This window comes from Providencia xihuensis (assembly GCF_041953405.1).
Classification (GTDB): Bacteria; Pseudomonadota; Gammaproteobacteria; order Enterobacterales; family Enterobacteriaceae; genus Providencia; species Providencia vermicola.
This window is the reverse complement of sequence record NZ_CP169565.1, coordinates 2062658-2089153: the sequence shown is the minus strand read 5'-3', so window position 1 is coordinate 2089153 and position 26496 is coordinate 2062658. Positions and strand designations below refer to the sequence as shown.

The window sequence follows — 26496 nt, the reverse complement described above, 5'->3', positions numbered from 1 at the left end:
CGAATAATTAGAGTAAGGTACTGTGGTAATGTATTAACTTCAGGAGGCAGTGGATGTCTATCAAACTGGTTGCTATTGATTTAGATGGCACATTACTCAATCCCCAACACCAAATCTCCCCAGCAGTTAAAGATGCCGTCATACAAGCCAGTCAAAAAGGGGTTTATGTTGTACTCGCATCAGGACGCCCTTTTTCAGGGATCGCCCCTTACCTTAAAGAGTTAGGCTTAAATACCGCTAATAATTATTGCATAAGTAATAATGGCAGTGTTATCCATCAAGCTAGCGATGGCAGCCATTTAGTGGAAGTACCGTTAGATTTTGATGATTTTCAGTATTTTGAAGAACTTGCCAGAAATGTAGGTATTCACATGCATGCACTTGCGGACAATACGATGTTCACTGCTAATCGTCATATTAGCCACTATACTGTGATGGATGCCTATCTCACTAATACCCCATTGGTTTATTGTCCTGTCAATGAAATGGACACGTCCCTTGCTTTCACGAAGTTTATGATGATTGACCATCCTGAAACCCTAGAAACAGGTATTAGTTACATTCCTGAAAATGTCTTCGACAATTATGCCTTAACGAGAACCAGCCCTTATTTTCTTGAAATATCTAATAAAGCAGCGAATAAAGGTGCTGCACTTCAGATTATTTGTGAAAAATTAGGCCTTACACCCGATAAAGTCATGAGTATTGGCGATCAAAATAATGATATTCAAATGCTGCAATATGCCAGCGTTTCTGTCGCGATGGAAAATGCGGCTGAGCCCATACGGAGAATGGCAAAATTTGTCACCACAACCAATGAAGAAGATGGTGTGGCGATCGCCATAAATAAATTTATTAATGTGTAATCTCTAAATCAAACAGAAAACAGCCCACCTTTTGAGCTGTTTTCTCTCTATTTAACCTGCTTTTGCCTGGTCGCAAGAAAACAAATAATTGAACCAATTGTTACCATTAATACCCCTTGCCAAAAACCGAGTGTTAATGCAGTACTCAATAAAATGGATGCAAAGGCTGTTGAAATAACGGGTGTGAAATATGAAAGTGTGCCCAAAAAGGCCACATTGCCTTTGATAACAGCGAAAGTCCACAATGCATTCGCCCCACCTGTCGCAATAGCAGCGATAAGGAGAAGCGTCAGGCTATTTGTCGTAAGATTAAATTCACTTGGTGTGCTAAATAAATAGAGAATCCACAGCCCTATTGCCGTCATTATAAAAAATAACACCATTCCATTGTGCCCACCTGAAATACGTTTCGTTACATTGCTATAAAATGACCAGAAGATCGCGCCAATAAAGGCTAGAAAATAACAGAGTGGGTTACTTTGAATATTGGCTAAAATAGACTCAGTGGAAAGTGGCTGATCGCCAGAAATAACCCAGACAAGCCCCATAAACGCAAGAATTAACCCTATAGCAAGTAATACGGTAAAACGCTGGCGATTAAAAAAAACAGCTAAAGCGATAGTAAAACTTGGCCATAGATAATTTACCATTCCTAGCTCAATCGCTTGCTGACGATTATTGGCTAAACCCAGTGCTAGCACAAAACATATTTCATAGCTAACAAACAGTAATGTCCCCCAAAATAAATAACGTTTAGGGTATTGTTTTATTTTTGGAAGGCCCATTGCTAAAACTAAAACAATCGAACCAATGGTATACACTAATGCCGCGCCACCGACAGGGCCGAAGTTTTCGCTAACACTACGGATCAGCCCAACCATGGTGCTCCACAATAGGATAGAAATAACCCCATACAGTGTCGCTGCGTATTGACCTAATTTCATGATTTTCTCTGCCAGTTACCCCAAACAATATGTCCGATAACAAAATGGTTATTCTTTTAAAAAACCTTATAGCTCAACACATTGGAATGCAAGCACTTTTCTTTACATAAAAAAAATTCCTAGGTATTACCCTAAGAATTTTATGATTTAATATCTTATTAATTAACGGGAGCTTTCTTTTTCAACCCATTTTTCAACCTGATCTTTTTCCCAAATCCCTTCTTCAAATTGTTTTTTTAATTCAGGATGTTGGTTGATATCAAATGTGGGAATTTTCCCCGCGGCTAATTGTTGGTTGTAATCTTTGGCTAGTTTAAATGCGATCCCCGATAATAAAAGAATTGCAATGAGGTTTGTCACAGCCATTAACCCCATAGATAAATCAGCTAACTTCCAGATAAATGGCATTTCAGCCAACGCACCAAACATCACCATACCAAGTGCCGCTATGCGGAAAATAAATAGCCCCGCAGTATGGTTATTCTCCAAAAAGATCATATTACTTTCTGCGTAAGCATAATTTGCAATGATTGACGTAAAAGCAAAGAAAAATATCGCGATCGCAATAAATGTGCTCCCCCAACTTCCCACCGCTGATGACAATGCTAACTGTGTCAATTCAATGCCATTAATTTTATCAACCCCACTATCTAATACCCCAGACGATAAAATAATAATCGCTGTTGCGCTACAAATCACGATTGTATCCATAAAGACCCCAAGCATTTGAATATATCCTTGGGAAGCTGGATGAGGTGGGTAAGGAGAGGCTGATGCTGCTGCATTTGGTGCTGACCCCATTCCCGCTTCATTAGAAAATAAGCCCCGCTGAATGCCTTGAGTCATCGCTTGGGCGACACCATAACCCACTGCGCCTCCTGCAGCTTCTTGTAGCCCAAAGGCATTACGAATAATCATCATAAACACATCGGGTAAGCGTTCGATATGGTGTCCAACAACCCAGAAAGCTAAAAGCAGGTAAGCGAGCGCCATAATAGGTACAACAAGCTCTGCCACTTTTGCTATTGATTTTAATCCACCAAAAATAATCACACCACTCAGAATAACTAAGCTGATACCGACATAAAGTGGGTTGAAGTCAAAAGCAACTGCGGTCGCTTGAGCGATTGAATTAGCCTGAACGGCATTAAATACTAACCCAAATGCAATAATAAGAAAAACAGAAAAAAGGATACCCATCCAACGTTGATTCAGGCCCTTTTGCATATAATAAGAAGGCCCGCCACGATAGTTTCCTTGGTCATCTTTTGTTTTATACAGCTGTGCTAGTGTACATTCGACAAATGACGTTGCCATTCCAAGTAAAGCCACTACCCACATCCAAAATATCGCACCAGGCCCCCCTGCTGTTAATGCGATAGCGACACCCGTTAAATTTCCTGTTCCAACGCGCGCTGCTAGGCTGGTACATAATGCCTGGAATGAAGAAATCCCAGAACTATCAGATTGTTTACTATTTTTCAGAATACCAAACATATGACTAAAATGCCTAATTTGAATAAAACCTGAACGAATCGTGAAATACAACCCTGCACCGAGTAGCAAATAAATGAGTAGCGAACCCCAAATAATATTCGTTAATGAATTTATAAATTCTATCAAATCACTCTCCTTTTTTATTAAATAAGCTAACGTAACTCGTTAGCAATTAATTTTGCCCCATATCAGCTAAACATTTAAATATAACCACTAAAATAAAAACAAAAATATAATTAATGTAAAATCCAATCTGTCATGAAATTATATTTTTTTATCTTTAATGTAAATTCATTTCTCTTCTCACTGTTCATTAACCGCCAAAAATACAAAAAACCAAATTAAGCCAAATGCAGAAAAAATAAAATAATCAAAAAAATCAAAGATATAAAAACAAGAGAAAATTACCCGACTTAAAAAATCAATCGTTTGATTTTTAGCTGATTATTTAAACCATTAACTATTTTAGTTAATGGTTAATCTTAATTCATTACATAAAATTAAATTGAATTTATTATTTTAAATATAAAAATCGCTTTTAAATTAAATTAAAAATAAGCAATAACCATTTTTAATTTAAATTTAAAATAGTGCTATTTTATTATTTCATAAAAAAACTCAGCACATAAAATCACATTATGATAATCAAAAAACGAATATTGCTTATACTTTCTGATAACAATACACTGAACGTAAATTCGCTTTATTGACAAGAGGTTAACATATGGAAATTACGATTAAAGTATCTGATGACTCAATTGAACAGCTCCCTGCTAAAACTTATGATGCGTTTTGTGCAGAGCTAAAAGCGCGTGTTTTAGAGGTCTACCCTAGCAGTAACTTATTGATCACCCATGATAGTGGGCCAACAACTTTCTCAACTAAGGGTTTTCATAACGATAATGAAGCTCATATCGTTTTACATGAGCTTGTTGAAGATGTTTTAAAACACGGCCATTGGCTAAAAAATAATTAATCACCATTATTTACAGCAGCTGACAGTCGCTTTATAGCAACAGTCAGCTTCTTATCTCTTCCCTTCCAACTTTTATCTTCATATCCCTAAAGCCTGATCAAGATCATAGTTAATAAGGTATTTTCACTCTCTTCACTAAAATCGCTTTACCCTTAATCGTTATATGATAAAGTATATAACGTAATTTTCATTTACATTGCTTTTGCTAATTTATAGCGGCCAGTATTTATACTGGCTCTTTTTTATGAAATGGTGCGAAATGCAACACAACATCCCCGTTTTAGTCCTAATCTGCTATAGTAATTTCTAGATATTATTTAGAATAACTATTCATTGAGTGCAAACAGAGGTATGACTATGAAGCGTTTATTACTGGCTCTTTGCCTGTCACCAGCTATAACCATGGCAGCCAATGCCCCTTTAAATATTAGTGAACTGGCCAAGGATTATTGTGAAATAACAGGTCAAGCGCTAAACGAAGCATACAGCACTAACAAAAGCAGTAGTGACCTAACCCTTGAAACAATTGCAAAATTGAAAAATGAAAATGTCGATTTGAAAAAGCTGGAGACAGTTGAGACAGACCTTCGCCAAAACCTCACATCCGCTATTGATGCAATTCGTAGCAATAAATCTCAGTTCAAGAATGACGAAGAGTTTGCTAAATCATTAAATGACTCAATCTCTGCGTGTAAAATTCAAACTGAGTTACTCCTGAACAAGTCGTAATCAGAATAAATCTCATCGAGATAAGAGCGCAACAGTAAAATTGCGCTCTTTTTCATATTAAGGTGCTTTAGCACATAATTTTTCTATTGATAATTTTAGCTCTGATGTTTCACTCACAATCAGTTGAGTATGCTCTGAAATTTTACCTTCTTGCACACTCACGTTGGCAACGAATGGAAGCATCTCATCTTGCGAAGACGTACGATATAGCCCACAAACTCGGTAGCTATTTCCCTCTTTATATTCACTCTTCAAAGCGATTCTGACGTCCTTAAATGTAATCTCGCCTGATTGGTTTAACTTCTTATCTACCAACTGCTTAGCTGTACTTTCAACGTCTGAATCACCAATAGTGTTATAAAAATGATAGCCAAAAACCCCTAGAGCTAACAATAAAACGATCAAGAGCTTTGTTTTTATACGTTTCAACCAGTTATCCTTCATATGATATGTTTGCTTAACTCATTATAATGACATAAGTGCCATAACAGTGAACAAAATGAGCCTTTGAGGTCGCTAGTTTGTGACTTCTTGTACGCATTTTATTATTTAATAACCAATAACATTTTTTCATGAAAATCATTTATTTTCATTAGCATTAGTTGTTTTTATATTATTTTATTAATCATTGATAAAAAAAACATTTTAAGTTTTTTCTTATCGATTTATACTTAACACATTCCAATATCTTTATTGTTAATTAATTTATGAAAGAAAAAATCGTTAAAAATTTAGTTGAATTAACTTATGGTACAAACAATGATGTTAAAATTGCAGCAATTAATGCACTCGGTGATTATAAATGTTCTATTGAACAGCAACATGCCATAGACCGCTTATTAAATCTATGCGACGATTACAATAAAGATATTGCTGTTGCATCAATCACCTCACTCAGCAAACTTGCTAAATTCTTTTCAGAAAACCCATAAATTAACGGTAATTTAATTATTTTAACAATTCATCTTCATTATGAAGAAATAATGAATTAAAGTTGTATGAAATATGATTTATTCATTTATATAAGTAAATTAAATTGAATTAATTTATTTAACTGCCAATATAATAATTAATAAATATTCTAAAGGGGATTAAATATGAATATTCTTAAACCGTTAATTATTTCGACAAGTTTATTGGCAGCAAGTTTCTCAACATTCGCATATCATGGTGATGGCTACGGAAATAGTAATGGTTCTTGGCATCGAGGCGGGTACCAAAATCAGCAACAGTATAATAATCGCCCTTGCGATAACTATCGCAATAATAACTATAATAGACACCACCAAGGTATGATGCAATATTCAACGTCAATACAAACAAGTCAACCAGAAGAAGCTCTTAAAAAAATAGTTGCAGATGTTCCTAAAGGTGAAAACGGCAAACAATATATGGTTAAAGTTGCCGTGGTCGAAATCACACCGAATACACCAGTACAAGCCCAGTAATTGAAAACTCAGGGTAGTAAATGCTACCCTGTTAGTTATTTGACCTGATTATTCTTACAGGCCAATAGGCTGATAACCTTGCCACTGTGGGACAAAGTGTTCTCCCTGTTTGTTTTCTGTTAGGTGAATATAAAAATCACCAACTTGCTCTAGGAATACGCAGTCATCCACATCTTTCAAATTATCTTTATGTTGTTGTTCACTGTTAACTAGCAACTTTTTAATTGCCTTTTGTTTTGCATCATCCGCTGTTTTCGCAACAAAAAGATCAAACTCGTGCAATTCTGCTAAGCTGTTTGGAGTATACCCGCCGACATTAACAAAATATAATTTATGGCTAGTTTTTGATGGTTCTCGGCTTAGGATCACATCAAAACCATCAGCCCATGTAATAACTGCATAGCCGTCAATATGAATCTTATCTTTATCACCAAACCAAGCTTCTCTCAATGTAGGCCAAGCATCCTCTGGTTTTTCTGCAATAACAAACTGGATATCGTGAACCTCTATATTTGATTTGCCTGCATTACCACCAATGTAAAACATAAATAATTTCATTCTTACTCCAATTTACCACCTTGTTATATAATAAATTATATAACCATTAAAATTCAATTTGCAATCTTCCATTTTGCAGAAAATAACAACCTAAATTTTTATCTATGGTTTTCATCATATTAGCTTTATTAGCATTACTCCTTCTACCCGAGATCACTACCAGCAACATAAAAAGTGAATAAGAAATCATTTTAACTATATAATTATTTACTTTGAGGTTATTTTGAGTAATCTAATGAGCTCAAGAATAATAATTTCAGGGAATAATTATGGATCGTCGTTCATTTCTAAAATCCACTTCATTAGTAGCAGGTGGATTAGCGCTAAATACATTTATAAATCAAGCATCTGCTAACACAGCATCGGTAAAACTACCTGATGCTAAGCATCCTTTATTGCTTAATTTCAATGAAAACTCATTAGGGATGTCACCAAAGGCTAAAGATGCAATTATTGCCGCGTTACCTAATTCTTTTCGCTATCCTGACGATGCTAGAGCTGAATTAATCACTAGTATTGGCTCTCTTTATGATTTATCTGATAAACATGTCAGCATAGGTAATGGCTCATCAGAAACCATTCAAGCCACTGTTGCCATGTTGGCAAATAAAGCTAGAAACCAAGGGATCAAAATTCAACTGGTTACCCCTGATCCTACATTTAATTATGCCGAGCTGTACTCACTTCCACTTGGTGTACAAATTACAAAGGTTCCTCTAAAAGCAGATTTATCTTTTGATTTACAAAAAATGGAGCAAGCGGCAAATAATTTTGATGGTTTATCCATGATTTATATCTGTAATCCAAACAACCCGACTGCCATGATTACCCCTCATAGCCAGTTAGATGGCTGGATGAGTAAAGCTCCCGATAACCAATTTTTTATTGTTGATGAGGCTTATGCTGAGTTTGTCGAAGACCCTAGCTTTGTCAGTGCAATAGAATTAGTTAAAAAAGGCCAAAAAAATCTTATTGTTACACGAACATTTTCAAAAATATTTGCGCTAGCGGGATTACGTGTTGGTTATGGAATAGCGATACCAGAGGTTATTACTGCCGTAGATGAATTTTTATCTATTGATAACACAAATACAGCAGGGGCTGTTGCTGCCCTCGCCTCATTAAAAGATAAAACCTTTATCGCAAACAGTCTTAAATCCAATAATTTATCGCGTAAAATTGTCGAAACTGCACTAAAAGAAATTGGACTCGAATATGCCCCATCACAGGCAAACTTTATTTTCCATAAAGTAAAAGGTGATGTAAAAGCCTATAAGCAACGCATGGCAGATGCAAATGTGATGGTAGGAAGAGAATTCCCACCCGCTGTAGGCTGGAACCGTTTAACATTAGGAACTCCTGAAGAAATGGAACAATTCGTCACAGTCCTAAAAGAATTTCACAAAAAAGGTTGGGCATAACATAGCCCCTCCAGCGCTACCAAAATAAAAGGAACAGGTATTGATCTCCCCCTTTTATTTTTTAAAAAGGGCCTTTGAAAATAAAGAAGGCCCCCACAAAAATAAGGGCAAAACCAATAATATGATTAACTGTTATACTCTCTCCTAAATATAAAACTGAAAAGAGCACAAAAACACAAAGAGTGATAACTTCCTGCATTGTTTTCAATTCTGCAGCACTATAAAACTGATGCCCCAACCGGTTTGCAGGTACAGCAAAGCAATATTCAACAAAAGCAATTAGCCAACTAAAAAATACCACCACATATAAAGGTTTCGTCGTAAACTTCAAATGTCCATACCAAGCAAACATCATGAACACATTTGAAATGATAAGTAAAAATACAGGGTATAATTTTGCTAGCATGTTAATTTCATAGTAAGAAGATAATTTTCATCATTATGAAATGAAAAAATCACGATTTCAATAAGGTGTAATTAGGCTAATTATTTCATTCTAAAATTTATTTCAGCTAAGACAAATGGAGAGTTAAATGTTTATTCAATATCGCTTAATGGATCTGACAGATAGCCTCAAAGTCGCTCATTTATTACAAGCTAATGCCCCTTCTAACCATGGTGAGCTTCTTGGCGAATTTCCACTTCCTAAGGTTAAGGATATGTTGATGGGAAGCTCAGGAACCATTATTGCGGTAGCGGCTCAAGACGTTATCGGTGTGGTTTTTAGCTTTAGGTCGTCATCGGCCACATTACCCCCTTTAGCTTCATTTATTATCGAACAGTTTCCTCACCTAGTTAAAAATAATTGGTTTTATGGGCCTGTTTGTATCAATAAAGAATACAGAGGCAAAGATATCCTCAAAACTTTATATGACAAAGTTTGCGCACTCAATACAGGTAAACCTGTTGCTTTTATTAACACAAAAAATTTACGTTCATTAGCGGCTCACCAGAAATTAGGTATGAGTGTTGTCGCTAACTTTATTTTCGATGAAATAGAATACTATTTAGTTATCGGCAGATAATTTTTAGTACCACCCAGTACATTTTTATTTTAATTTGCTCACGTTTTGATAAACTAGATACATTATTGTATTAAAGAGTACATTTTATGACAGATTTTCTTACTGTAAACCAAAAGGCATGGGACAAACAGGCAGAGTCGCAACAAGCTTGGTCGACACCTGTGGATTCACAAACCATTCATGATGCTAAACAAGGTCACTGGCAAGTTCACCTTACCCCTACCCCAGTATCAAAAGATTGGCTAGGTGATATTAAAGGGAAAAAAATTCTTTGCCTTGCATCTGGCGGTGGTCAGCAAGCTCCTGTATTAGCAGCTGCGGGTGCTCAAGTTACCGTTTTTGACTTTTCAATAAAACAACTTGAACAAGATATAATGGTCGCAGAACGCGATCATTTAACATTAGAAACTGTACAAGGTGATATGCGTTCGTTATCTATGTTTGCTCGCGAAGAATTTGATATTATTTTCCACCCTATATCTAACCTATATATTCCAGATGTAAATCCTGTATGGCAAGAATGCCATCGTGTATTAAAAACAGAAGGAAAATTATTATCTAGCTTTTTTAACCCCGTAGTTTTTATTGGCGACCGGGATAAAAAATACCATGAGCAAGGCCTTATAAAACCAAGTTATACTATGCCTTTTTCGGAATTAAGCACTTTATCTGAAGAGCAAATTGCATACAAGACTGAACACCAAGAAGCCTTTGTGTTTGGCCATTCTTTAAATGATTTAATTGGTGGACAAATTAAAGCTGGCTTTCATATTGCAGGATTTGAGGAAGATTGGCAGCCACATCCACGTTTTATTGTTGACCGTTATTTACCAACATTCCTATCAACATTAGCGATTAAAATCCGCTAAAAATCCTACATTAGTTAGACTATTAGCTAATCAATGTTAATTATCTAAGATAGGCTATTCACCACGGTGGCAATAGCGCTCCCAAACAGATTCAAATTGTTCAGGGGGAATAATATCATCTGTCTTTTCAACAAATGGAATTGAAATCATCACCTTACCCGTTTTATTCTTATGTAGCCTAACAATAAATCGCTTATAGCCATGGGGTAATTCATTTTCAAAACCAAAGACTTCACCGCAGTAGTATCCTGTTTCCTCACCTTCATCACTTTTCGTTAGTACATAATATTTTACATTTTTGTACGTTGCTGCCGACGGATATGCCAAGAAGTCTTCAACTGAGCTTCTCACTCTACTATCCGTATCTAATTCTGGGTCAATAGTCACTTCGGTCATGATCCCCGCTATGTATGCACACCCAGCAACAAGTAATAGAACTAAAGATCTTAATAACATTTTATATAGATAATCCATGAGAAAACAGTAAACATCATTATAGTTTATACTTATTGTTTTGCGACCTCAAAGCGAATCAGGCCATTTATTTTTATAATCTACTGAATAAGTTGCCAAATATAAACTAAAATAGCAGCAGTAATTATCCATATTATTGTTGCTAAACTCAAACTACCCCAAGCCGTCATTTTCGTTGCAAATATATAAACTGTAAGTAGATACATAGCATAAGGAATTAATGACCATAACCCAAATAATGCAGTTTTTCTTAATGCCTCAGTGCCTTGCTCCTGCACAACAATCACATGTGCGATAAGCGCAAAAGTTGGAAATAAAGGCACCAACCCAGCAATATAATAAACTTTACTCCGTGAAAATAATGCAATGATAAGTACAGCTACAGCACCAATTAGACATTTTAAGAATAATGAAAACATAAGAGTTTAATTCCTTTTTACATTTAGCTTATTATCATTTCTTACTATTGAAAAGTTAACAGCATTATCAATTCAAACAATAGCTCATAAATTTTCTTTTCATTTTGTTAACCATTCCAAAAAATAAGTAAACACACTTAGATTTCATTCATTTTTATGAACTAAGTCATATTATTGCATGTAAAGTATCCATCACGAGTGCCGATACATTGAGTTAGTCCCTACGCCTGATGCTTTCGCGTGACTATATATAACGTTTTAGTCTATAGGATAATTTTGATTCACTTATCGCTAACAATGTTATGTCTGAAAGTCGTTATTTGTATGTATTCAAAACATACTGCTCGATGGTATGAAAGGAAATAATCAATGATGTCTGATACTTCAAAAAAAATTAAATTTAACTCAGCTAAATTTACCTTCACTGGCCTCAAAACGACGACGTTGGTCTGGTTTATTTCAGGACTGCTGATCACACTACTACTGTCTACTTGCTGGTTTTTCTTTAGCTCGTTAAAACAGTATCAAGCAACACTCAATGACCTGGATATAATTTATAATGAGCAAACTGAATTAAACAATACGTGGCAATCTCTACTTCAAGCACGCAATACCTTAAACCGCGCAAGCTCTCGCCATTTATTGATCATCAATAAAATGAAAACGTCGAATACTGACATCGACAGCCTTATTCAGTTTTACCATCAAAAAATGACACAAACCAATACATATTGGAAAAATTTTTCTGAAAGTTCCATGTATCAAAACAATGCAGCTTTCACCGATTTAGAAAAATCGTATAATACATTATATGCCGCACTGAATGAACTTTCTGTGTTCTTAGTTGAAGGAAAAACCTACGATTTTTTAAATCAACCCACACAATCATTTCAAGATGCATTTGAAAAAAATTACATAAATTATCACCAACAGCTTAATAAAAATTACCATGACATCGCTATTTCAAGCGAAAAGCTTTATCACCAAAGCATAATTGGTCTTATTGTGATCATTACAATAATCTCCATTGTCACGCTATTCATCCGTTTTATTTTGCAATTTTTCTTTATCCGCCCTCTCAACCAAGTTATTGATGGTATCGAAAAAGTCAGCCAAGGTATTCTTTATCATCAATTTGATAATAAAGGTCTTTCTGAAATAAAACTGCTCAAAATGCATGTCTCTAATATGCAAAGTAAGCTTATTGAAATTGTAAAAAATATTTATGACAACACTCACCATATTAAAGTTGAGTTGAATGATATTACGCAAATGAACCATGATTTGTCCATCCGAGCAGACCAGCAAGCCGCAGCAATTGTTGAAACTGCCGCCAGCGTTGAAGAACTCGACTCTTCATTTAAGCTCAATACAGCACATACAAATCAATCTTGTCAGCTTATGTCTGCAACGAGTATTACCATAGATAAGAGCAATGAGCTAATTTCTGATGTCGTCGAGAATATGGATGATATCGTCGACTTCTCTAAAGAAATCAGCAAAATTACATCTACAATTGATAATATTGCCTTCCAAACGAATTTGTTGGCGCTTAATGCAGCTGTTGAAGCCGCTCGAGTGGGTGAACATGGGAAAGGTTTTGCTGTCGTCGCTAATGAGGTTCGCGAGTTATCAATAAGCTGTACGCAAGCATCCAAAGAGATTAAATTACTAATCAATAATTCAAATGATAAAATTAATCATTGTTTCCAACTGGCGGCAGATGCTAACGATAATATTGTCTCTATTGCTCAAGATACCTCTAATATTAACGAAATGATCCAAAGCGTTGCCCTTGCCTCTAATGAGCAAACTCACGGTGTAAGCCAGATCCACCTAGCTATCAACGAATTAGATAACACGACTCAAGCGAATGCTTCAATGACACGTGAATTACAATCTTCACTAAAAGCACTCGAGTCTCAATCCAATTTACTGGAAGAGATAATTTCTATCTTCCACGTTGAAGCTGAAGATACACAACAATCTGACAGTATTGAGCAAAAAAAAGATCTACCAATTAAAAAACTCCACTAAATTAAATTATTAAACCGTTGGGCACTATTCATGGTGCCCATATTTTTATTTTCTTTCGTATTTTTTCTTCTTTATTCATGTTTGACTACCATTGAATATTTCTAACAAATTATCTGATATAACATGTAACGATTATTTCGAATAACGACGAGCCAATATGACAATTAAAATTACCGTTCTTGTTGATAATAACACTCTCATCGACAGTTATTTTTGCGGTGAGCCAGGTGTCTGCTATCACATTGAAGCTGATGACAAAAAAATATTATTTGATACAGGTTACTCTGATATTTTTATTAATAATGCCCATATACTCAATATTGACCTAGCCGATATTACCGACCTTGTACTGTCTCATGGCCACAATGATCACACATGGGGATTAGGCCATTTGATTCAGTATTTTGACCGTCGTAACGTTGAGGAAAACCACCCCAAACAGCTTATTTATCATCCAGATGCATTAAAACCAAAACAGTTTCAATCGAAAGTGATTGGAGCAAACACCCCAAAAAATGTACTCGATGCCTACTTCACTTGTATAGAATCTATAAAGCCATACTATTTATCTGATAACGTTATATTTTTAGGTCAAATACCTCGGAATAATAATTTTGAAGGAAAAGACCCAATCGGTATTATGGTTAATGAAAACCAACAACACGTTGATGACTATGTCCTTGATGACACCGCTCTGGCAGTTACAACAACAGAAGGACTGATTGTAATAACAGGTTGTTCTCATTCAGGTATTTGCAATATTGTTGAATATGCGAAACACGTTACTGGGATAAATAAAATAGTCACTGTAATTGGCGGTTTTCACTTACAACAAGCCTCAGATGATCTTTTAGAACAGACTGGCAACTACTTTACTCAACAGGACTTATTGCACATCCACCCATGCCACTGTACTGACCTTGCAGCAAAGATACACTTAGCTAAGCATGCTCCTGTTAAAGAGGTTGGTGCTGGCTTACAGCTCACTTATTCAAGTTAACTTGATTGCCCAGTAGTAAGCTGGGCATATTCTTGCAGCTAATCTGATGAACAAAAAAATTACCTTTCCATTCAGAAAATTATCTACATATAAATACGTTAAGTTCTTGACCCTAAATCACTGTCGTGTTTATTACCTTGAGTCATCCGCGTAAGCTCCTCGCAACGTACTATTTTATTATCTAAGACAGTAAAACAGGCAAATACTTCATACTCGCTGTAAGAGCCGTCTTTTTTCATTGCCTTTGCAATATGTTGAGTATGAACGCAGTTATCTCCCTCTGCGATAGATTTAATTGTTATCGTAATTGATTCAGTTGCTTCCTCTAACACCTTCATATGCGCAACGAACTCATCAAAGCCAATTTCTTTACCATCGACTATTTGAATGTAATCTCTAGAGAAAAACTGCTCTATAACAGATAGTGATCCGATTTGCGTTCCTAACACAGAATCTAAAGCTTGTTTAACCAACTGTATTTTTCCCACTATTTACCTCTTGTTTTTTATAAATGCCTTTACTCTGTTATATGTTGTAAACCAACGATTTCAAGGGAACACTTATATTTAATTAAGCATTCTATTAACTTCAGCATTTTATGCTTTTTATAGCCCAAATGTTCCCTCCACATTAAATCAGGCTCATGTTATTTCTTTTAGATACATTTTGTTTTTTTAACATTAAAACCATTTAACGCATATTAACACCAATAAATAACCTTATAATTCATAATGGTATATGGATTAATTTTATAAAAATCACTCATAAAAACAAAGAAAATATGGAAAAAATCATTTATTTTTAAGCCATTTACTCCATTTTTCGCTTTAGATCACAAAATTCATGTGTAATATCATATTCTTCGTAAATTTCACGCTTTTATAAAATAATGTATCTTGCTAATTCTTATGATTTTATCCATAATCTTAAGCTATAGTATTTACCACTTTCAGTAACTTCATAGACTCAGTTTTTCCAAGTAATCTTGGATAAGTCCTGAAAACGATATCCCTAATTTATTGGGGGGGCAGTTTTATACATATCCCCCCCCTACTTATATAGGAAACATTTAATATAATCGTATGTTTTTACTGTTAAATGTAATCATGACATATATAAAGGAGGATTTGTGCTGGAAAATCATTTAAACATATTTATTCGAGCTGCATTTATTGAAAATATGGCCTTGAGCTTTTTCCTCGGAATGTGTACTTTCCTCGCGGTATCCAAAGAGGTTAAAACCTCGTTTAAATTAGGTCTAACCGTTGTTGTCTTACTCACTATCGCTACGCCCATCAATAACTTGATCTATAACTATGTTCTTCGAGACGGAGCTATAGCTGAAGATATTGACTTATCATTTTTATCCTTTGTCACATTTATTGCTGTTCTAGCCGCTTTAGTCCAGATCTTAGAAATGTTCCTAGATAAATTTATACCTTCCCTCTATCACTCACTGGGGGTCTTCTTACCACTCTTAACTATTCACTGTGCTATTTTTGGAGCAACCATTTTTATGGTTGAAAGGAACTATACATTCACAGAATCTGTTGTTTATGGTGCTGGTTGTGGGATAGGTTGGATGTTGGCTATTATTGCGCTTGCGGGTCTTCGTGAAAAAATGAAATACTCTGATATTCCAAAAGGATTAAGAGGATTAGGAATAACATTTATTACCGTAGGTTTAATGTCCCTTGGCTTTATGTCTTTTTCAGGTATTTCGCTCTAATTTTGCATTGAATAGCACATTTCTAAAATCATCTCATTCTATAATGTTAAAAAGCCAATAAGGACATTACTTTTTAACATTTAAACTTGTTTGCTAAGAGGCTACCCCTTTCTTTCGTCCTAGCTTTTTCTCAATCCCCCTACTCTTTCTATCCGATCTGTAACTTCTATCACTTTTTTATTTTTACTCTAAATTGGATTAAAAGATAAATACTGGTATGATTCAATTGCCGACTCAAACGATAGGCACTTTATAACTATAATTATACAGATACATTTCCATTAGATACCCCTGCTTGCAGGGGCTTTTTTATAAAGAACAGTATTCACGTTGAAGTGCTATATTTGCTAATTACATTTTATACAACGAATAATATTGTAAAATTAGTCATATAATTAGATGAGAACATTTCTCTTTTCACTATATCCCTTTAGAACCCCTGTCCCCCTAGATGTCATTTCATCTTTCTTTTCATGCTACTTGTTACATTATTTAACCCTTTGTTAAGGTAATACATGGTTATTTAGCATACAGTAATACCAACTTTATCAAAATCATCAATTGGATATTTACAATTAAGGTGGCACTATGCGATTTAATTTGACCCAAATAAGTATCTTAGAAGAAAACTCCAAAATAATTGGTTTAGACCTCATTCTAAGTGGAGATGATAAATCTACTCACCATTTAAAAATGGATATCAAAGGGTTGGATATGATGAATCTCACATTAAGAGATATTGAGAAACAAGCAATTAAACAGGTTAAACATAATTTTGAACATTGCTCCAATGGATAAACTAGGCACCACATTCACTTTATCCCAATACATCTATCTCATACTGGCTTAGGCCAGACGAAACTCACCTTTTAATCAGAGGGTCATCTGAACCCCACCATCATCTAATACCCTCTAGGTATATGAGTATCTATGATTGAAAAATAATTAGTTAAAATCATCAAGTTTTAAAATGACATACCGATAAACTAAACTATTACGCCCAATTTTGATATAGAGCATCGATACGTTCCGATACAATGAACTCATTCCAAATAAGTAACAAAGCAACTAATACCTATTCCAGAAAATATTTGTAACAAATCTTTTCTACTGGTAAACTTTCATTTCAGTATTGTTTTATCTATGTAAAAAATAATAATAAATTTTGTCTCAAATTGATAAAAAAGAATAATAAAAATATTGAATAAATAAAAAACCAAACAAGCATCATAAAATAATAGTTCATATTATTATTTATTAATACATGAAAAATGCTATCGCATATACACGTGATAAGAGTATTTGCGATAATCACAAAATTCGCTGTATAAAATACATAAAATTAACAAATTGGTTTATAAACTTATTTATCAATATGTTGAGACTACCTTACCACTAAAATCAAACGATTGTTTAATTTCATTTGATAGCTACCACCAATTAAAAATTGGAAAACAAGTATTTAAAACGATTGTACTTGATATAAATATTTGACTAGTTTTTATCTCAGAAAATTCTTAATAAAAAAGAGGTTGATATGAATCGTGCTATTTTAAATAGCAAAGTTAATACCTTAGTGGGAAATTATTTAAGGCAAAAACGGATTGAAAATGATATGACTGGTGCTGAAGTTAGCGAATTACTTCATGTTAGTCAGCAACAAATTTCACGTTATGAAAATGGTATTAATACAATTTCATTCAGTTTAATCCTACTGTTTCTTATCAAATTAAATATCAGTGTAGAATCTTTTTTTGTTTCTTTACTGAAGGAGCTGGAAAATGAAGGTGATATTATAGACTTAGGATTAAGTTTATATTTAAATCCATCATCTAGAGAAAATCAATATCTTTATATATAAAATGCCTCATCAACATCAGGATCAATAACTAAATCAGAACATATAAATGTTAAAAAACAATAAAAATCTTGGCCTATACATACAAAAAAACAGAATAACTAACCATATTTCAATTGAAAAAATGGCAAATTTATTAGACATATCAACAGATTTTTATCTATCTTATGAAAATGGTGAAAAATCCATTTATGCAGACCATTTATTTTATATCGCTAAAATTTTAAATATCGATATCAGCCAGTTAGTTAACGTTTATTTAGAATAGCTAACTTATAGCATTTAAGCGTCAGAGGTTTATTAAAACCTCTGACCTTCAATAGTAAACCCACTAATAGCTCTTCTCCTCCTATTTTGTGAAAATATATCAATATGCAATAAAAAAACATGTCTTTTAATATTGGATAACGAGGTCACAACTTCGCATTTTATGTCTTCTACAATGTACAGCCTAAAAGTAGGAGAAAAAATGAACCCTAATAACAAAGTAAACGTGCTTAAACTCATTTCGGCAGAAATGAATAAAGTCATTGATTTTTACTCAAAAAACACCTCTAGCTCACCGCAAAGTACTGATTTAATATCATTACGTGAAGCTTATAATGAAGATAGAAAGTATTGGAATGCAGATGCCCCCATCATGCAATCAACTCATGATATTAACATTCAAACGCCTTATGGTTGTATCCTTACACGCATATTTCAGCCTACAATAACTACACCTGCGACATTATTTTATATCCATGGTGGTGGGTTTATTTTAGGTAATCTTGATACCCATGACAGAATAATGCGGTTACTAGCGCTATATACTGGCTGTACCATCATTGGTGTAGACTATTCTTTATCACCCGAAGCCCGTTACCCTCAAGCAATTGAGGAAATATCTATGGCATATCAGTTTTATGCTCATAATGCCGAGAAATATAATATTAACATGGATCAGACAGGCTTTGCGGGGGATTCCGCTGGCGCAATGTTATCATTAGCGACAACACTTTGGCTTCGTGATAATAATATTGTAAATCATGAAATTAAAGCTAATTTACTTTGGTACGGACTTTATGGTTTACAAGATTCAGTGAGCCGTCGACTTTATGGCGGTGAGTGGGATGGATTAACACAGAAAGACCTTGAAGGGTATGACAGCGCCTATCTTGGTGAGTCAGGAAGTCGCGAAGCACCTTACTACTGTTTATTCAATAACGATTTAACTCATCATATTCCACCTTGCTTTATTGCCAGTGCGGAATTTGACCCACTTTTAGATGATAGCATCGCATTATTCAATACATTAAAAAACAATAAGATATCCTGCAAATATAAGATGTACCCAGGTACATTACATGCTTTTTTACATTATAGCCGTATGATGAATATTGCTGATGAAGCAATTAGAGATGGTGCTGAGTATTTTAAAAGACTTACCTCTGAAAATAGCCTCTAGAGCTAAATTCTGTCATTCAATTTTCTGTATTGTTTTATTTGATTAATACTTACAAGTAAAATTATCTTACAGAGCAAAACAGAGGTTATTATGCTAATTAGCCTAAAAGCGGTTACAAAAGAAAACTATGAATCCATTTGTCTTTTAGATGTATCTGATGAGCAAGAAAAATATGTTGCTTCAAACACTTGGTCACTGGTTGAAGCCGCTTATAATGAAAATTATACCGTAAGAGCTATTTACTGTGATGATGACCCAGTTGGTTTCTTTATGTGGGTACAAGAAAGCCCAATAAGAATATCAATTTGGCGGTTTATGATTGACCAACATCACCAAAATAAAGGAATAGGTAGACAAGCGCTTAGCCTCGCGCTTACAGAGATAAAACAAACACAATCAATCATAGAGATTGAAATATGTTATAACCCAAACAACCCTGTCGCCAAAAATTTTTATTCCTCATTTGGTTTCAGCGAGGTCGGTATGGATAAAAATAATGAAGATATGCTCGCGTTAATTTACCTTAAAAAAGAGCGATGAATTTTCTCCTTAATCTAGAGAAAAAACCTCTGCAGCAGTAGCCATTATCTCAATATATGCATATCGCCCTCCTGCAAGGTATTCCTATTTATTAAGTTAATAGGTAAACACACAACCATTAAAGTAATTAATCTGTGAGAGTGATATCCGGTAGCTATAGACGAATAAAGGCCGCATTAGTGTTGTGATCCCACTAATTGGACGACTAATTACTGAAGGCTTTTTACTGTCGTAATTCATCTTTCCAATGTATAAATACAGTCATCAAAGATAACTCCTCCAATAGTGTAGTTATCTTTAATAACGTCTGTAAGGATAAACCCATTTTTTCTAGAACGCTAACTGATGCCTTGTTTCCATCCGTAACCACAGCTTGATACCGTGAAATGGCGGATAATTCAGGGAGTGCCAATAAGACGGCCAATGAATCAGTAGCCAAAGACTTACCTGAGAACTCACACGCTATCATGTAACCAACTTCAGCCACTAGCTCACAGCTTTCTTGAACTATCATTAAACCCATTAACCCCATCGGAATACCATCAACTAGTCTTAGCCGCGATTGCGCCTTCCATACCTTTAACGATTAAGTCAGCAGCTTCAGTCCAACCCATATGGCGCAGCAATACATAGCCTAATAGTTTATAACTAACTGATATTTATTATTATTAATGATTTATTGTCTTTAGTATGGTAAAAACATATTTTTTAAGCCCTTGATAACATAAACAATTAATTTAGTTTTGATAGCCACTATTTATTAAAATATAAGATATTATTATTGCGCTTAATACTAGTTATTGATTAAAACCTACCCCCAACGCCTAGACTCCATTAAATCAATTGCTATCGCATATATAGCAATCATGTGTTTTTCTTGCTCACCTTCTCTCTGCTCCTTCAAAATTGCAGATATGCGCTCTCCTGTGATGTTATGCTTTGACTCATTTAGCAACATAACAGCCCTGCCAACTACTTGGCATATCCGCATATAAATTACATCTTTATCTGTGTCCATAATCACCTCTGTGTATTCACTCAACACTAACACCTTGTTGAAATAATACCCAGATAAGATTTGTATAGTTTTCAATCTAACCAACATTTCTATGCAAAAACTCAATGGACTCATTCAAAAGTTTTTTATATTCATCATCTCCTGATGCCACCATCCTTTCGATTAACTCGTTCACTAGTGTCGACTTAAATACCATCATATTTCCAAACAACAACTTGACGGTTGCATATCCGATTTCAATCATTATTTCACTTGTTCGGCTATCAGCCATAACTCACACCTCTTTATTGTATGAAGCTTAGACAATTATTATCGAATTTCGTTTGTTTTAAATGCGTTACCACTATGAAGTTAGCCTTTGATAACAAATACCACCTAAAGAATAATAAAAATTCCTTATAGAACATAATTTATAACAAATTATATATTTCCACACCGAAAAATTATTCTTGCTACCGCATTATATTTATAAAAGAAATTTAATTTTTACGCTGTTAACTAAAATAATGCTAAATAAACTATAACTAGTTAAATATTTTTTAAGATAAAAATAGCCATCTTATTACAAATTTTATTCTTTGGGTTTCAGTCTATCAGCATTAGCAATGTACAGGGCAATAATAAGTATTAGTATTGAAACAGAGTAAATAATAAACAGCTGAGGGTCCTTATGTTCAACTATAATAAGCCGAATTACAGCTGTAATTGCAATATAAATAAAATATTGTAATGGGAAATGGTAATTTGACTGAAAGTACTTGATAATCAAAGCAACAAATTCAAAATATAGAAAATATATAATAAGCTCATCGACCAGCAAATAAATCGAAATGGAATCACTAGCGGAAAATAATAGTTTCGATAAAACAATAGTTTCTTTTACTAAAAAAGAAATTAATATAATAGCAAGTAAAATCAGCGCAGCACTGCTAATCCACTGTAACACTCTACATATTAATTTTGATTGACTTAGCCCTGACATGGTAACTCCTCAGGAGTTTAACCTTTCTCATTAAAAATATAGCATCATTAAATATTTAAATGGACCACCATCGAGGCCTCGAACCTCGACTTTTAGTTTTGTCAGGACTAAATACTCTTCCAATTGAGCTAATGGTGGAATAAATTTATTTAGCTAAGTTTATAATATATGCGATAATTAGAATAAATATGATAATCAGTACAAAAACAACAAGCATGTTTTGTGAAAAATTCAAAATACTTTGATAAAGATATGACCATTTCATAAATAATACCTTAGAAATCTCACTTACCTTTCAGATAATATTTTTTAAATGCAAGAGTTATGGTAATGAGATACTTTAAATTGCTAACACTCAGAGAATTGTAATTTTTCAATTAATTACTATAAGAACTGAATTAAGAATGCTACTCGCTTTAAAACATGACATAGAGCATACACTGATTAATAGGATCTTTATTCACAACAACATAACACTTTAGAAAAGCTATTACACTCGATTGGTGTTAGTTTTTAGGGAAAATGTATCCACCACCGAGCTGGCTCCATGATGAACTATCGAACAAATAAATGACACCAAGAACGACGATAATTAGTACAGCCACAATGAGGATTTTTTTATAGATACTTAGAACTCGACTATAAAATGTTTGCTTTTTCATTCGTGTTTCCTTAGGAAAGTGATCCCCTTGGATACCACATCTATTTTTTAGATAAAAGCTTGCGGAGGCAAGATTTGCTACTCATAGCAATGGGGTATAATTATCAAACAAGCATACCACGTCAGCTTAAATAAATACGATTAATGCGATAAAACCTCTTTAAAAAGAGGTTTAAATGTGAATCAAATTATTTATCAGCTAACTTGAGCTTTCATGACGCTTTTACAAAAGATACATTTTGCACCATGTGGATTATTGGCCGAAACATCAAACTGTGAAGTTCTATACTGGGATCCACTACAGCAAGGACATTTAAAATACAAATAAATTTTTATAGTGCCACCACGTTTCCAGCTGCTGGGCCTTTCATTCCATTCTCGATGGTAAATGAGACTTGTTGGCCTTCAATTAACGATTTAAAGTCATCGCTCTGAATAGCAGAAAAATGGACAAATACATCTTTACTACCATCTGCTGGAGTAATAAAACCGAAGCCTTTATCGTCGTTAAACCATTTTACTGAACCAGTTAATATATTAGACATAGAAATTCCTTTAATTATTTAATATTTGCCATAAGGCATAATAGAGTTTGTTTTTAATTTTTACTTATGGGAATTAATTAGAAGGAATTCGCGATGAAGTGATATCAGGGATAACGCTAAATGGTGAACAACTTGAAACTGACTAACATAAATAGGTTTGTACTTCCAAAACAGTAAGGGCATTAAGCCACACCCCCCCGACTATAGCAAGTTTTATTTTTCACTCCACTTTAAGATAAATGATTATTTAACGAATTCCTTTTCAATACAAATCTTAAAAAGTAATTACTTTGAAAATAACGACTTTTTCTCTGAGTTAACACCTATTTCACTAGAATAAATGTAAAAAATCTACAATTTTTAATTTTATTACTTATAATTTAGTGTTTCATGCTATTTTTTATGCAATCAGAGCATATCTTAACAATCTTATAGTGTGATTTTTTAGCAGCTTCAATAGCTTGCATAGCATTAAAAAAGTTACCAAGGTAAAATCTATTTGAAGCCATAGGCATATTCTTGCATCCAAGCTTATGTATTTTATAACCACCCTGTGGTTCAACTATAGTCTGAATATAATAATTCATTTATCTCTCCTTTATTTTTCAAAGGTGCTATACCAATGTTTTTCCACCATAAATTAGTCCTCGAATCTCAGCATTGTTAAAACTCATTACTTATTTAGTTTTAGCTAACTGTGGAATAATTTTACATCCAATATACAAGTGCAAATGTAGCCAGAAGTAATACCGTTATAATTAGCACATTTTCTGTAAGTGATAAAATCCGATGATATAATGCAGATAAATTCATAGGTAATTCCTTAGGAAACAATTCCTTTGGATACCACATCTATTTATTAGATAAAAACTTGCGAATGCAAGGTTTGCTTTTTATGGCAATGGGGTATAATGATTTAAACCACTATAACACATTACCTATACTTTTACTTGGTTAATAACCTCTGAATACCAACTTTCATCGCAGAGTGATTTAATTGAAGTAATTATCTAATTGATTTAGCTCACTATTACCATAATAAAAAGATTAAATATCGTAAGTTAACTGTTTTATTCTTACTACTTTTTTATTCATCGTAACTAATCTTTAATATAAATAAAAAACAATTATGGGTCTTTTAATCAGAAAGAAAACCATAATTCCTAACCATGTCATAGCATATTTAGGATGGAGTAACTTTATAGAAAAAAATTCTTGGCGTACATTATATTTACCAACACTTTGTTTTTGCGATATGCAACGTATCTTAGACTGTTAATTTTATTTAAATTCAAAACCTAATTATATATTTATCAACATACTGTTTAAACTAAAAATTCTCAAAGGTTCATGTGCATGATGTGTACCTAAAAAACACGATCTCCTGTATAAATCTATCCTATAAACAATATATTTTCTGCAATATGTTATCGCCTTGTATCTAGCTCACTAAAGATCATATAGTTACACTCCATACAAAAACAACCATCGAAGACTAATCGATAAGGTTATACATTTACAAATATTAACTGGCTATTATTTAAACAAAGGCGTAGATTTAAATGGCTCACTTAATAAGCTAATACTTACAGCGAGCATGCACGACCTGTCTACTCGACAATACATAATAAAACATCAGTAAACCTAGAACGTTTAGATCCCTATCTAACATAGGGGTCTTTTTTATTCTTTAAAGATGCTTTTCCCCATCTTTTCATAAAGAATTATAAAAATTAATAAGTCTACACATACACCTATTAATTCTGGAACAATATTTCCTATAATATAATTATTTTCATCACAATAGTAAGCAAGTCCAACACATATAGTTAAAACCAATAAAAGAAAAATAAAAAAATGTTTTTTCTCTATTTTTGCTTAGTTTTTTGAGAAGATTTTGATAATTCGTTTTGATAACTTTTTGATAACCGTTTCAAATGTGACAATAAAAAACGGGAACTATTAAGTTCCCGTTCTTAATCACAACACGTAATAAATTACATGTGTGCGATCATTGCATCGCCGAATTCGCTACATTTCAGTAATTTAGCGCCTTCTAACTGACGTTCGAAATCGTAAGTTACAGTCTTAGCCGCGATTGCGCCTTCCATACCTTTAACGATTAGGTCAGCGGCTTCAGTCCAGCCCATATGGCGCAGCATCATTTCAGCTGAAAGGATGATAGAACCAGGGTTTACTTTATCCTGACCTGCATATTTAGGTGCAGTACCGTGAGTTGCTTCGAATAATGCGCACTCAGAACCAATGTTAGCGCCTGGCGCAATACCGATACCACCAACTTGTGCTGCTAATGCATCAGAAATGTAGTCACCGTTTAAGTTCATACACGCTATAACATCATATTCCGCAGGACGCAGCAGGATTTGTTGTAAGAATGCATCTGCAATCACATCTTTAACGATGATATCTTTGCCTGTTTTAGGGTTTTTAATTTTAACCCATGGGCCGCCATCTAATAATTCGCCGCCGAATTCTTCTTGTGCTAATTGGTAACCCCAATCTTTAAACGCACCTTCAGTGAATTTCATAATGTTGCCTTTATGAACTAAAGTCACTGAATCACGACCATTATCAATTGCATATTCAATTGCCGCGCGAACTAAACGCTTTGTTCCTTCTTCTGAACATGGTTTGATACCGATACCACAATCTTGTGGGAAACGGATTTTTGTCACACCCATTTCATCTTGCAGGAATTTAATGACTTTGTCAGCTTCTGCGCTACCTGCTTTCCACTCAATTCCTGCGTAAATATCCTCCGAGTTTTCACGGAAAATAACCATATCGGTCAGTTCGGGCTGTTTAACTGGGCTTGGTGTGCCTTTGTAGTAACGTACTGGACGTAAGCAGATGTACAGGTCAAGTTGTTGACGTAGTGCAACGTTCAAAGAACGAATACCACCACCAACTGGAGTTGTTAAAGGACCTTTAATTGAAACGCGGTAATCACGGATTAAATCGAGAGTTTCTTCTGGTAACCAAACATCTTTACCATAAATTTGTGTAGATTTTTCGCCAGTGTAAATTTCCATCCAAGAAATTTTGCGCTCACCGTTGTAAGCTTTTTTAACTGCCGCATCAACCACTTTTAACATTGCTGGAGTGACATCAACACCAATGCCGTCACCTTCGATATAAGGGATAATTGGGTTGTTCGGAACGTTTAGTTTGCCTTTTGCATCAATGGTAATTTTAGCGCCTTCTGCCGGAACTACTACTTTGCTTTCCATTAACCTCTCCTTTCACTTGCGTATTTTGCTTGTTAATTTTTTGTAAGAGACGTGTCAATACTACTTCAATCTGCGTCGAACGCCAATGATTACTCACCTAAGCTTTAGTATGGATCGCATTAAACGCACTAACACGTGAATAAAAACAGAATAATTCCTTATAAAATCATATCATTACTGAAAAAGATAACTCACTCATACC

At 34.2% G+C, this 26496-nt stretch carries 32 protein-coding genes, 1 tRNA gene and 2 pseudogenes; 16 read left to right on the top strand and 19 right to left on the bottom strand.

The features are described from left to right. Positions 1-53: 53 nt before the first annotated feature. Positions 54-866 carry a sugar-phosphatase gene (gene yidA / locus ACE2AL_RS09295; protein ID WP_206086479.1) on the top strand — a complete coding sequence of 271 codons (813 nt, stop codon included), beginning with the start codon at positions 54-56 and terminating at the stop codon, positions 864-866. Positions 867-913: 47 nt separating this feature from the next. Here the strand turns inward: yidA and yddG are convergent, their stop codons facing one another. Together yddG and ACE2AL_RS09285 are read right to left on the bottom strand one after the other, a co-directional pair. Continuing rightward, positions 914-1810 carry an aromatic amino acid DMT transporter YddG gene (yddG, locus tag ACE2AL_RS09290; protein ID WP_206086477.1) on the bottom strand — a complete coding sequence of 299 codons (897 nt, stop codon included), beginning with the start codon at positions 1808-1810 and terminating at the stop codon, positions 914-916. Positions 1811-1972: 162 nt separating this feature from the next. After that, a complete protein-coding gene (locus ACE2AL_RS09285) occupies positions 1973-3433 on the bottom strand; it encodes a sodium:alanine symporter family protein (RefSeq protein ID WP_206086469.1) in 1461 nt (486 codons plus the stop codon). 598 nt (positions 3434-4031) lie between these two features. Between ACE2AL_RS09285 and ACE2AL_RS09280 the strand changes: the two genes are divergently transcribed. Next, complete coding sequence (locus ACE2AL_RS09280) at positions 4032-4283, top strand: DinI-like family protein (protein WP_206086467.1); 252 nt, start codon at positions 4032-4034, stop codon at positions 4281-4283. Positions 4284-4640: 357 nt separating this feature from the next. Continuing rightward, entirely contained in the window at positions 4641-5012 is a 372-nt protein-coding gene (locus tag ACE2AL_RS09275; protein WP_241016902.1) for a hypothetical protein, read from the top strand. Positions 5013-5069: 57 nt separating this feature from the next. Here ACE2AL_RS09275 and ACE2AL_RS09270 read toward each other — a convergent pair whose 3' ends face one another. Continuing rightward, on the bottom strand, positions 5070-5441 hold the full coding sequence (locus tag ACE2AL_RS09270; RefSeq protein ID WP_375084264.1) for a hypothetical protein: 372 nt from the start codon (positions 5439-5441) through the stop codon (positions 5070-5072). A 278-nt stretch (positions 5442-5719) separates the two neighbouring features. On the opposite strand from ACE2AL_RS09270, the gene ACE2AL_RS09265 reads away from it, so the two are divergent. Together ACE2AL_RS09265 and ACE2AL_RS09260 are read left to right on the top strand one after the other, a co-directional pair. Next, positions 5720-5944, top strand: coding sequence for a HEAT repeat domain-containing protein (locus ACE2AL_RS09265; RefSeq protein ID WP_206086463.1), 225 nt, complete (start codon positions 5720-5722; stop codon positions 5942-5944). Between the two features lie 165 nt (positions 5945-6109). After that, entirely contained in the window at positions 6110-6460 is a 351-nt protein-coding gene (locus tag ACE2AL_RS09260) for a hypothetical protein (protein WP_206086461.1), read from the top strand. Positions 6461-6514: 54 nt separating this feature from the next. Here ACE2AL_RS09260 and ACE2AL_RS09255 read toward each other — a convergent pair whose 3' ends face one another. Further along, positions 6515-7018 carry a DUF1543 domain-containing protein gene (locus ACE2AL_RS09255; RefSeq protein ID WP_206086459.1) on the bottom strand — a complete coding sequence of 168 codons (504 nt, stop codon included), beginning with the start codon at positions 7016-7018 and terminating at the stop codon, positions 6515-6517. A gap of 269 nt (positions 7019-7287) precedes the next feature. On the opposite strand from ACE2AL_RS09255, the gene ACE2AL_RS09250 reads away from it, so the two are divergent. Further along, positions 7288-8439, top strand: coding sequence for a histidinol-phosphate transaminase (locus ACE2AL_RS09250; RefSeq protein ID WP_206086457.1), 1152 nt, complete (start codon positions 7288-7290; stop codon positions 8437-8439). Positions 8440-8500: 61 nt separating this feature from the next. Here ACE2AL_RS09250 and ACE2AL_RS09245 read toward each other — a convergent pair whose 3' ends face one another. Continuing rightward, positions 8501-8845 carry a DMT family protein gene (locus tag ACE2AL_RS09245; RefSeq protein WP_206086451.1) on the bottom strand — a complete coding sequence of 115 codons (345 nt, stop codon included), beginning with the start codon at positions 8843-8845 and terminating at the stop codon, positions 8501-8503. 127 nt (positions 8846-8972) lie between these two features. Between ACE2AL_RS09245 and ACE2AL_RS09240 the strand changes: the two genes are divergently transcribed. Together ACE2AL_RS09240 and ACE2AL_RS09235 are read left to right on the top strand one after the other, a co-directional pair. Next, positions 8973-9464 carry an N-acetyltransferase gene (locus ACE2AL_RS09240; protein ID WP_272573208.1) on the top strand — a complete coding sequence of 164 codons (492 nt, stop codon included), beginning with the start codon at positions 8973-8975 and terminating at the stop codon, positions 9462-9464. Between the two features lie 86 nt (positions 9465-9550). Then, positions 9551-10333, top strand: coding sequence for a class I SAM-dependent methyltransferase (locus ACE2AL_RS09235; RefSeq protein WP_272539433.1), 783 nt, complete (start codon positions 9551-9553; stop codon positions 10331-10333). A 54-nt stretch (positions 10334-10387) separates the two neighbouring features. On the opposite strand, the gene ACE2AL_RS09230 is transcribed toward ACE2AL_RS09235, so the two are convergent. Together ACE2AL_RS09230 and ACE2AL_RS09225 are read right to left on the bottom strand one after the other, a co-directional pair. Beyond that, positions 10388-10789, bottom strand: coding sequence for a hypothetical protein (locus ACE2AL_RS09230; RefSeq protein WP_206086441.1), 402 nt, complete (start codon positions 10787-10789; stop codon positions 10388-10390). A gap of 98 nt (positions 10790-10887) precedes the next feature. After that, positions 10888-11226, bottom strand: a complete 339-nt coding sequence (locus tag ACE2AL_RS09225) for a GlpM family protein (RefSeq protein WP_206086439.1) — start codon at positions 11224-11226, stop codon at positions 10888-10890. Positions 11227-11595: 369 nt separating this feature from the next. Here ACE2AL_RS09225 and ACE2AL_RS09220 point away from each other — a divergent pair, with 369 nt between their 5' ends. Then, entirely contained in the window at positions 11596-13263 is a 1668-nt protein-coding gene (locus ACE2AL_RS09220; RefSeq protein WP_206086437.1) for a methyl-accepting chemotaxis protein, read from the top strand. A gap of 157 nt (positions 13264-13420) precedes the next feature. After that, positions 13421-14263 carry an MBL fold metallo-hydrolase gene (locus tag ACE2AL_RS09215; protein ID WP_206086435.1) on the top strand — a complete coding sequence of 281 codons (843 nt, stop codon included), beginning with the start codon at positions 13421-13423 and terminating at the stop codon, positions 14261-14263. 98 nt (positions 14264-14361) lie between these two features. Here the strand turns inward: ACE2AL_RS09215 and ACE2AL_RS09210 are convergent, their stop codons facing one another. After that, positions 14362-14751: a nuclear transport factor 2 family protein gene (locus ACE2AL_RS09210; RefSeq protein ID WP_206086433.1), complete on the bottom strand. Its 390-nt coding sequence runs from the start codon at positions 14749-14751 to the stop codon at positions 14362-14364. Positions 14752-15443: 692 nt separating this feature from the next. Here ACE2AL_RS09210 and nqrE point away from each other — a divergent pair. The 6 genes from nqrE to ACE2AL_RS09180 all read left to right on the top strand — a co-directional run bounded on the left by nqrE (position 15444) and on the right by ACE2AL_RS09180 (position 19837). After that, complete coding sequence (nqrE, locus tag ACE2AL_RS09205; protein ID WP_375084305.1) at positions 15444-15992, top strand: NADH:ubiquinone reductase (Na(+)-transporting) subunit E; 549 nt, start codon at positions 15444-15446, stop codon at positions 15990-15992. 588 nt (positions 15993-16580) lie between these two features. After that, a complete protein-coding gene (locus tag ACE2AL_RS09200) occupies positions 16581-16790 on the top strand; it encodes a hypothetical protein (RefSeq protein ID WP_206086420.1) in 210 nt (69 codons plus the stop codon). Between the two features lie 739 nt (positions 16791-17529). After that, the gene (locus ACE2AL_RS09195; protein ID WP_206086416.1) at positions 17530-17853 is read left to right on the top strand and encodes a helix-turn-helix domain-containing protein; all 324 of its coding nucleotides are present in this window, start codon (positions 17530-17532) and stop codon (positions 17851-17853) included. Between the two features lie 46 nt (positions 17854-17899). Next, positions 17900-18118, top strand: a complete 219-nt coding sequence (locus ACE2AL_RS09190) for a helix-turn-helix domain-containing protein (RefSeq protein ID WP_206086415.1) — start codon at positions 17900-17902, stop codon at positions 18116-18118. A gap of 201 nt (positions 18119-18319) precedes the next feature. Beyond that, the gene (aes, locus tag ACE2AL_RS09185) at positions 18320-19297 is read left to right on the top strand and encodes an acetyl esterase (RefSeq protein ID WP_371007531.1); all 978 of its coding nucleotides are present in this window, start codon (positions 18320-18322) and stop codon (positions 19295-19297) included. Between the two features lie 90 nt (positions 19298-19387). Continuing rightward, positions 19388-19837: an N-acetyltransferase gene (locus tag ACE2AL_RS09180; protein ID WP_206086413.1), complete on the top strand. Its 450-nt coding sequence runs from the start codon at positions 19388-19390 to the stop codon at positions 19835-19837. Between the two features lie 223 nt (positions 19838-20060). On the opposite strand, the gene ACE2AL_RS09175 is transcribed toward ACE2AL_RS09180, so the two are convergent. The 11 genes and pseudogenes from ACE2AL_RS09175 to icd all read right to left on the bottom strand — a co-directional run bounded on the left by ACE2AL_RS09175 (position 20061) and on the right by icd (position 26294). Continuing rightward, entirely contained in the window at positions 20061-20369 is a 309-nt protein-coding gene (locus tag ACE2AL_RS09175; RefSeq protein ID WP_375084263.1) for a GNAT family N-acetyltransferase, read from the bottom strand. 16 nt (positions 20370-20385) lie between these two features. Further along, positions 20386-20466, bottom strand: a pseudogene (locus ACE2AL_RS09170) (hypothetical protein); the annotation flags it as partial. Positions 20467-20648: 182 nt separating this feature from the next. Continuing rightward, the gene (locus ACE2AL_RS09165) at positions 20649-20855 is read right to left on the bottom strand and encodes a hypothetical protein (RefSeq protein ID WP_206086411.1); all 207 of its coding nucleotides are present in this window, start codon (positions 20853-20855) and stop codon (positions 20649-20651) included. A 76-nt stretch (positions 20856-20931) separates the two neighbouring features. Next, positions 20932-21126 carry a hypothetical protein gene (locus ACE2AL_RS09160; protein WP_375084262.1) on the bottom strand — a complete coding sequence of 65 codons (195 nt, stop codon included), beginning with the start codon at positions 21124-21126 and terminating at the stop codon, positions 20932-20934. Between the two features lie 300 nt (positions 21127-21426). Then, positions 21427-21837, bottom strand: coding sequence for a phosphate-starvation-inducible protein PsiE (gene psiE, locus ACE2AL_RS09155; RefSeq protein WP_206086410.1), 411 nt, complete (start codon positions 21835-21837; stop codon positions 21427-21429). Between the two features lie 60 nt (positions 21838-21897). Further along, positions 21898-21975, bottom strand: a tRNA-OTHER gene (locus ACE2AL_RS09150). A gap of 368 nt (positions 21976-22343) precedes the next feature. After that, positions 22344-22499 carry a hypothetical protein gene (locus tag ACE2AL_RS09145; RefSeq protein WP_180312531.1) on the bottom strand — a complete coding sequence of 52 codons (156 nt, stop codon included), beginning with the start codon at positions 22497-22499 and terminating at the stop codon, positions 22344-22346. Positions 22500-22711: 212 nt separating this feature from the next. Continuing rightward, positions 22712-22834, bottom strand: a pseudogene (locus ACE2AL_RS09140) (cold-shock protein); the annotation flags it as partial. Further along, a complete protein-coding gene (gene cspA, locus ACE2AL_RS09135; protein WP_123381878.1) occupies positions 22831-23043 on the bottom strand; it encodes an RNA chaperone/antiterminator CspA in 213 nt (70 codons plus the stop codon). The pseudogene ACE2AL_RS09140 and the gene cspA, both read right to left, overlap by 4 nt. A 380-nt stretch (positions 23044-23423) precedes the next feature. Further along, positions 23424-23630: a hypothetical protein gene (locus tag ACE2AL_RS09130; protein WP_206086409.1), complete on the bottom strand. Its 207-nt coding sequence runs from the start codon at positions 23628-23630 to the stop codon at positions 23424-23426. 1410 nt (positions 23631-25040) lie between these two features. Further along, entirely contained in the window at positions 25041-26294 is a 1254-nt protein-coding gene (gene icd / locus ACE2AL_RS09125) for an NADP-dependent isocitrate dehydrogenase (protein ID WP_206086408.1), read from the bottom strand. Positions 26295-26496: the final 202 nt, after the last annotated feature.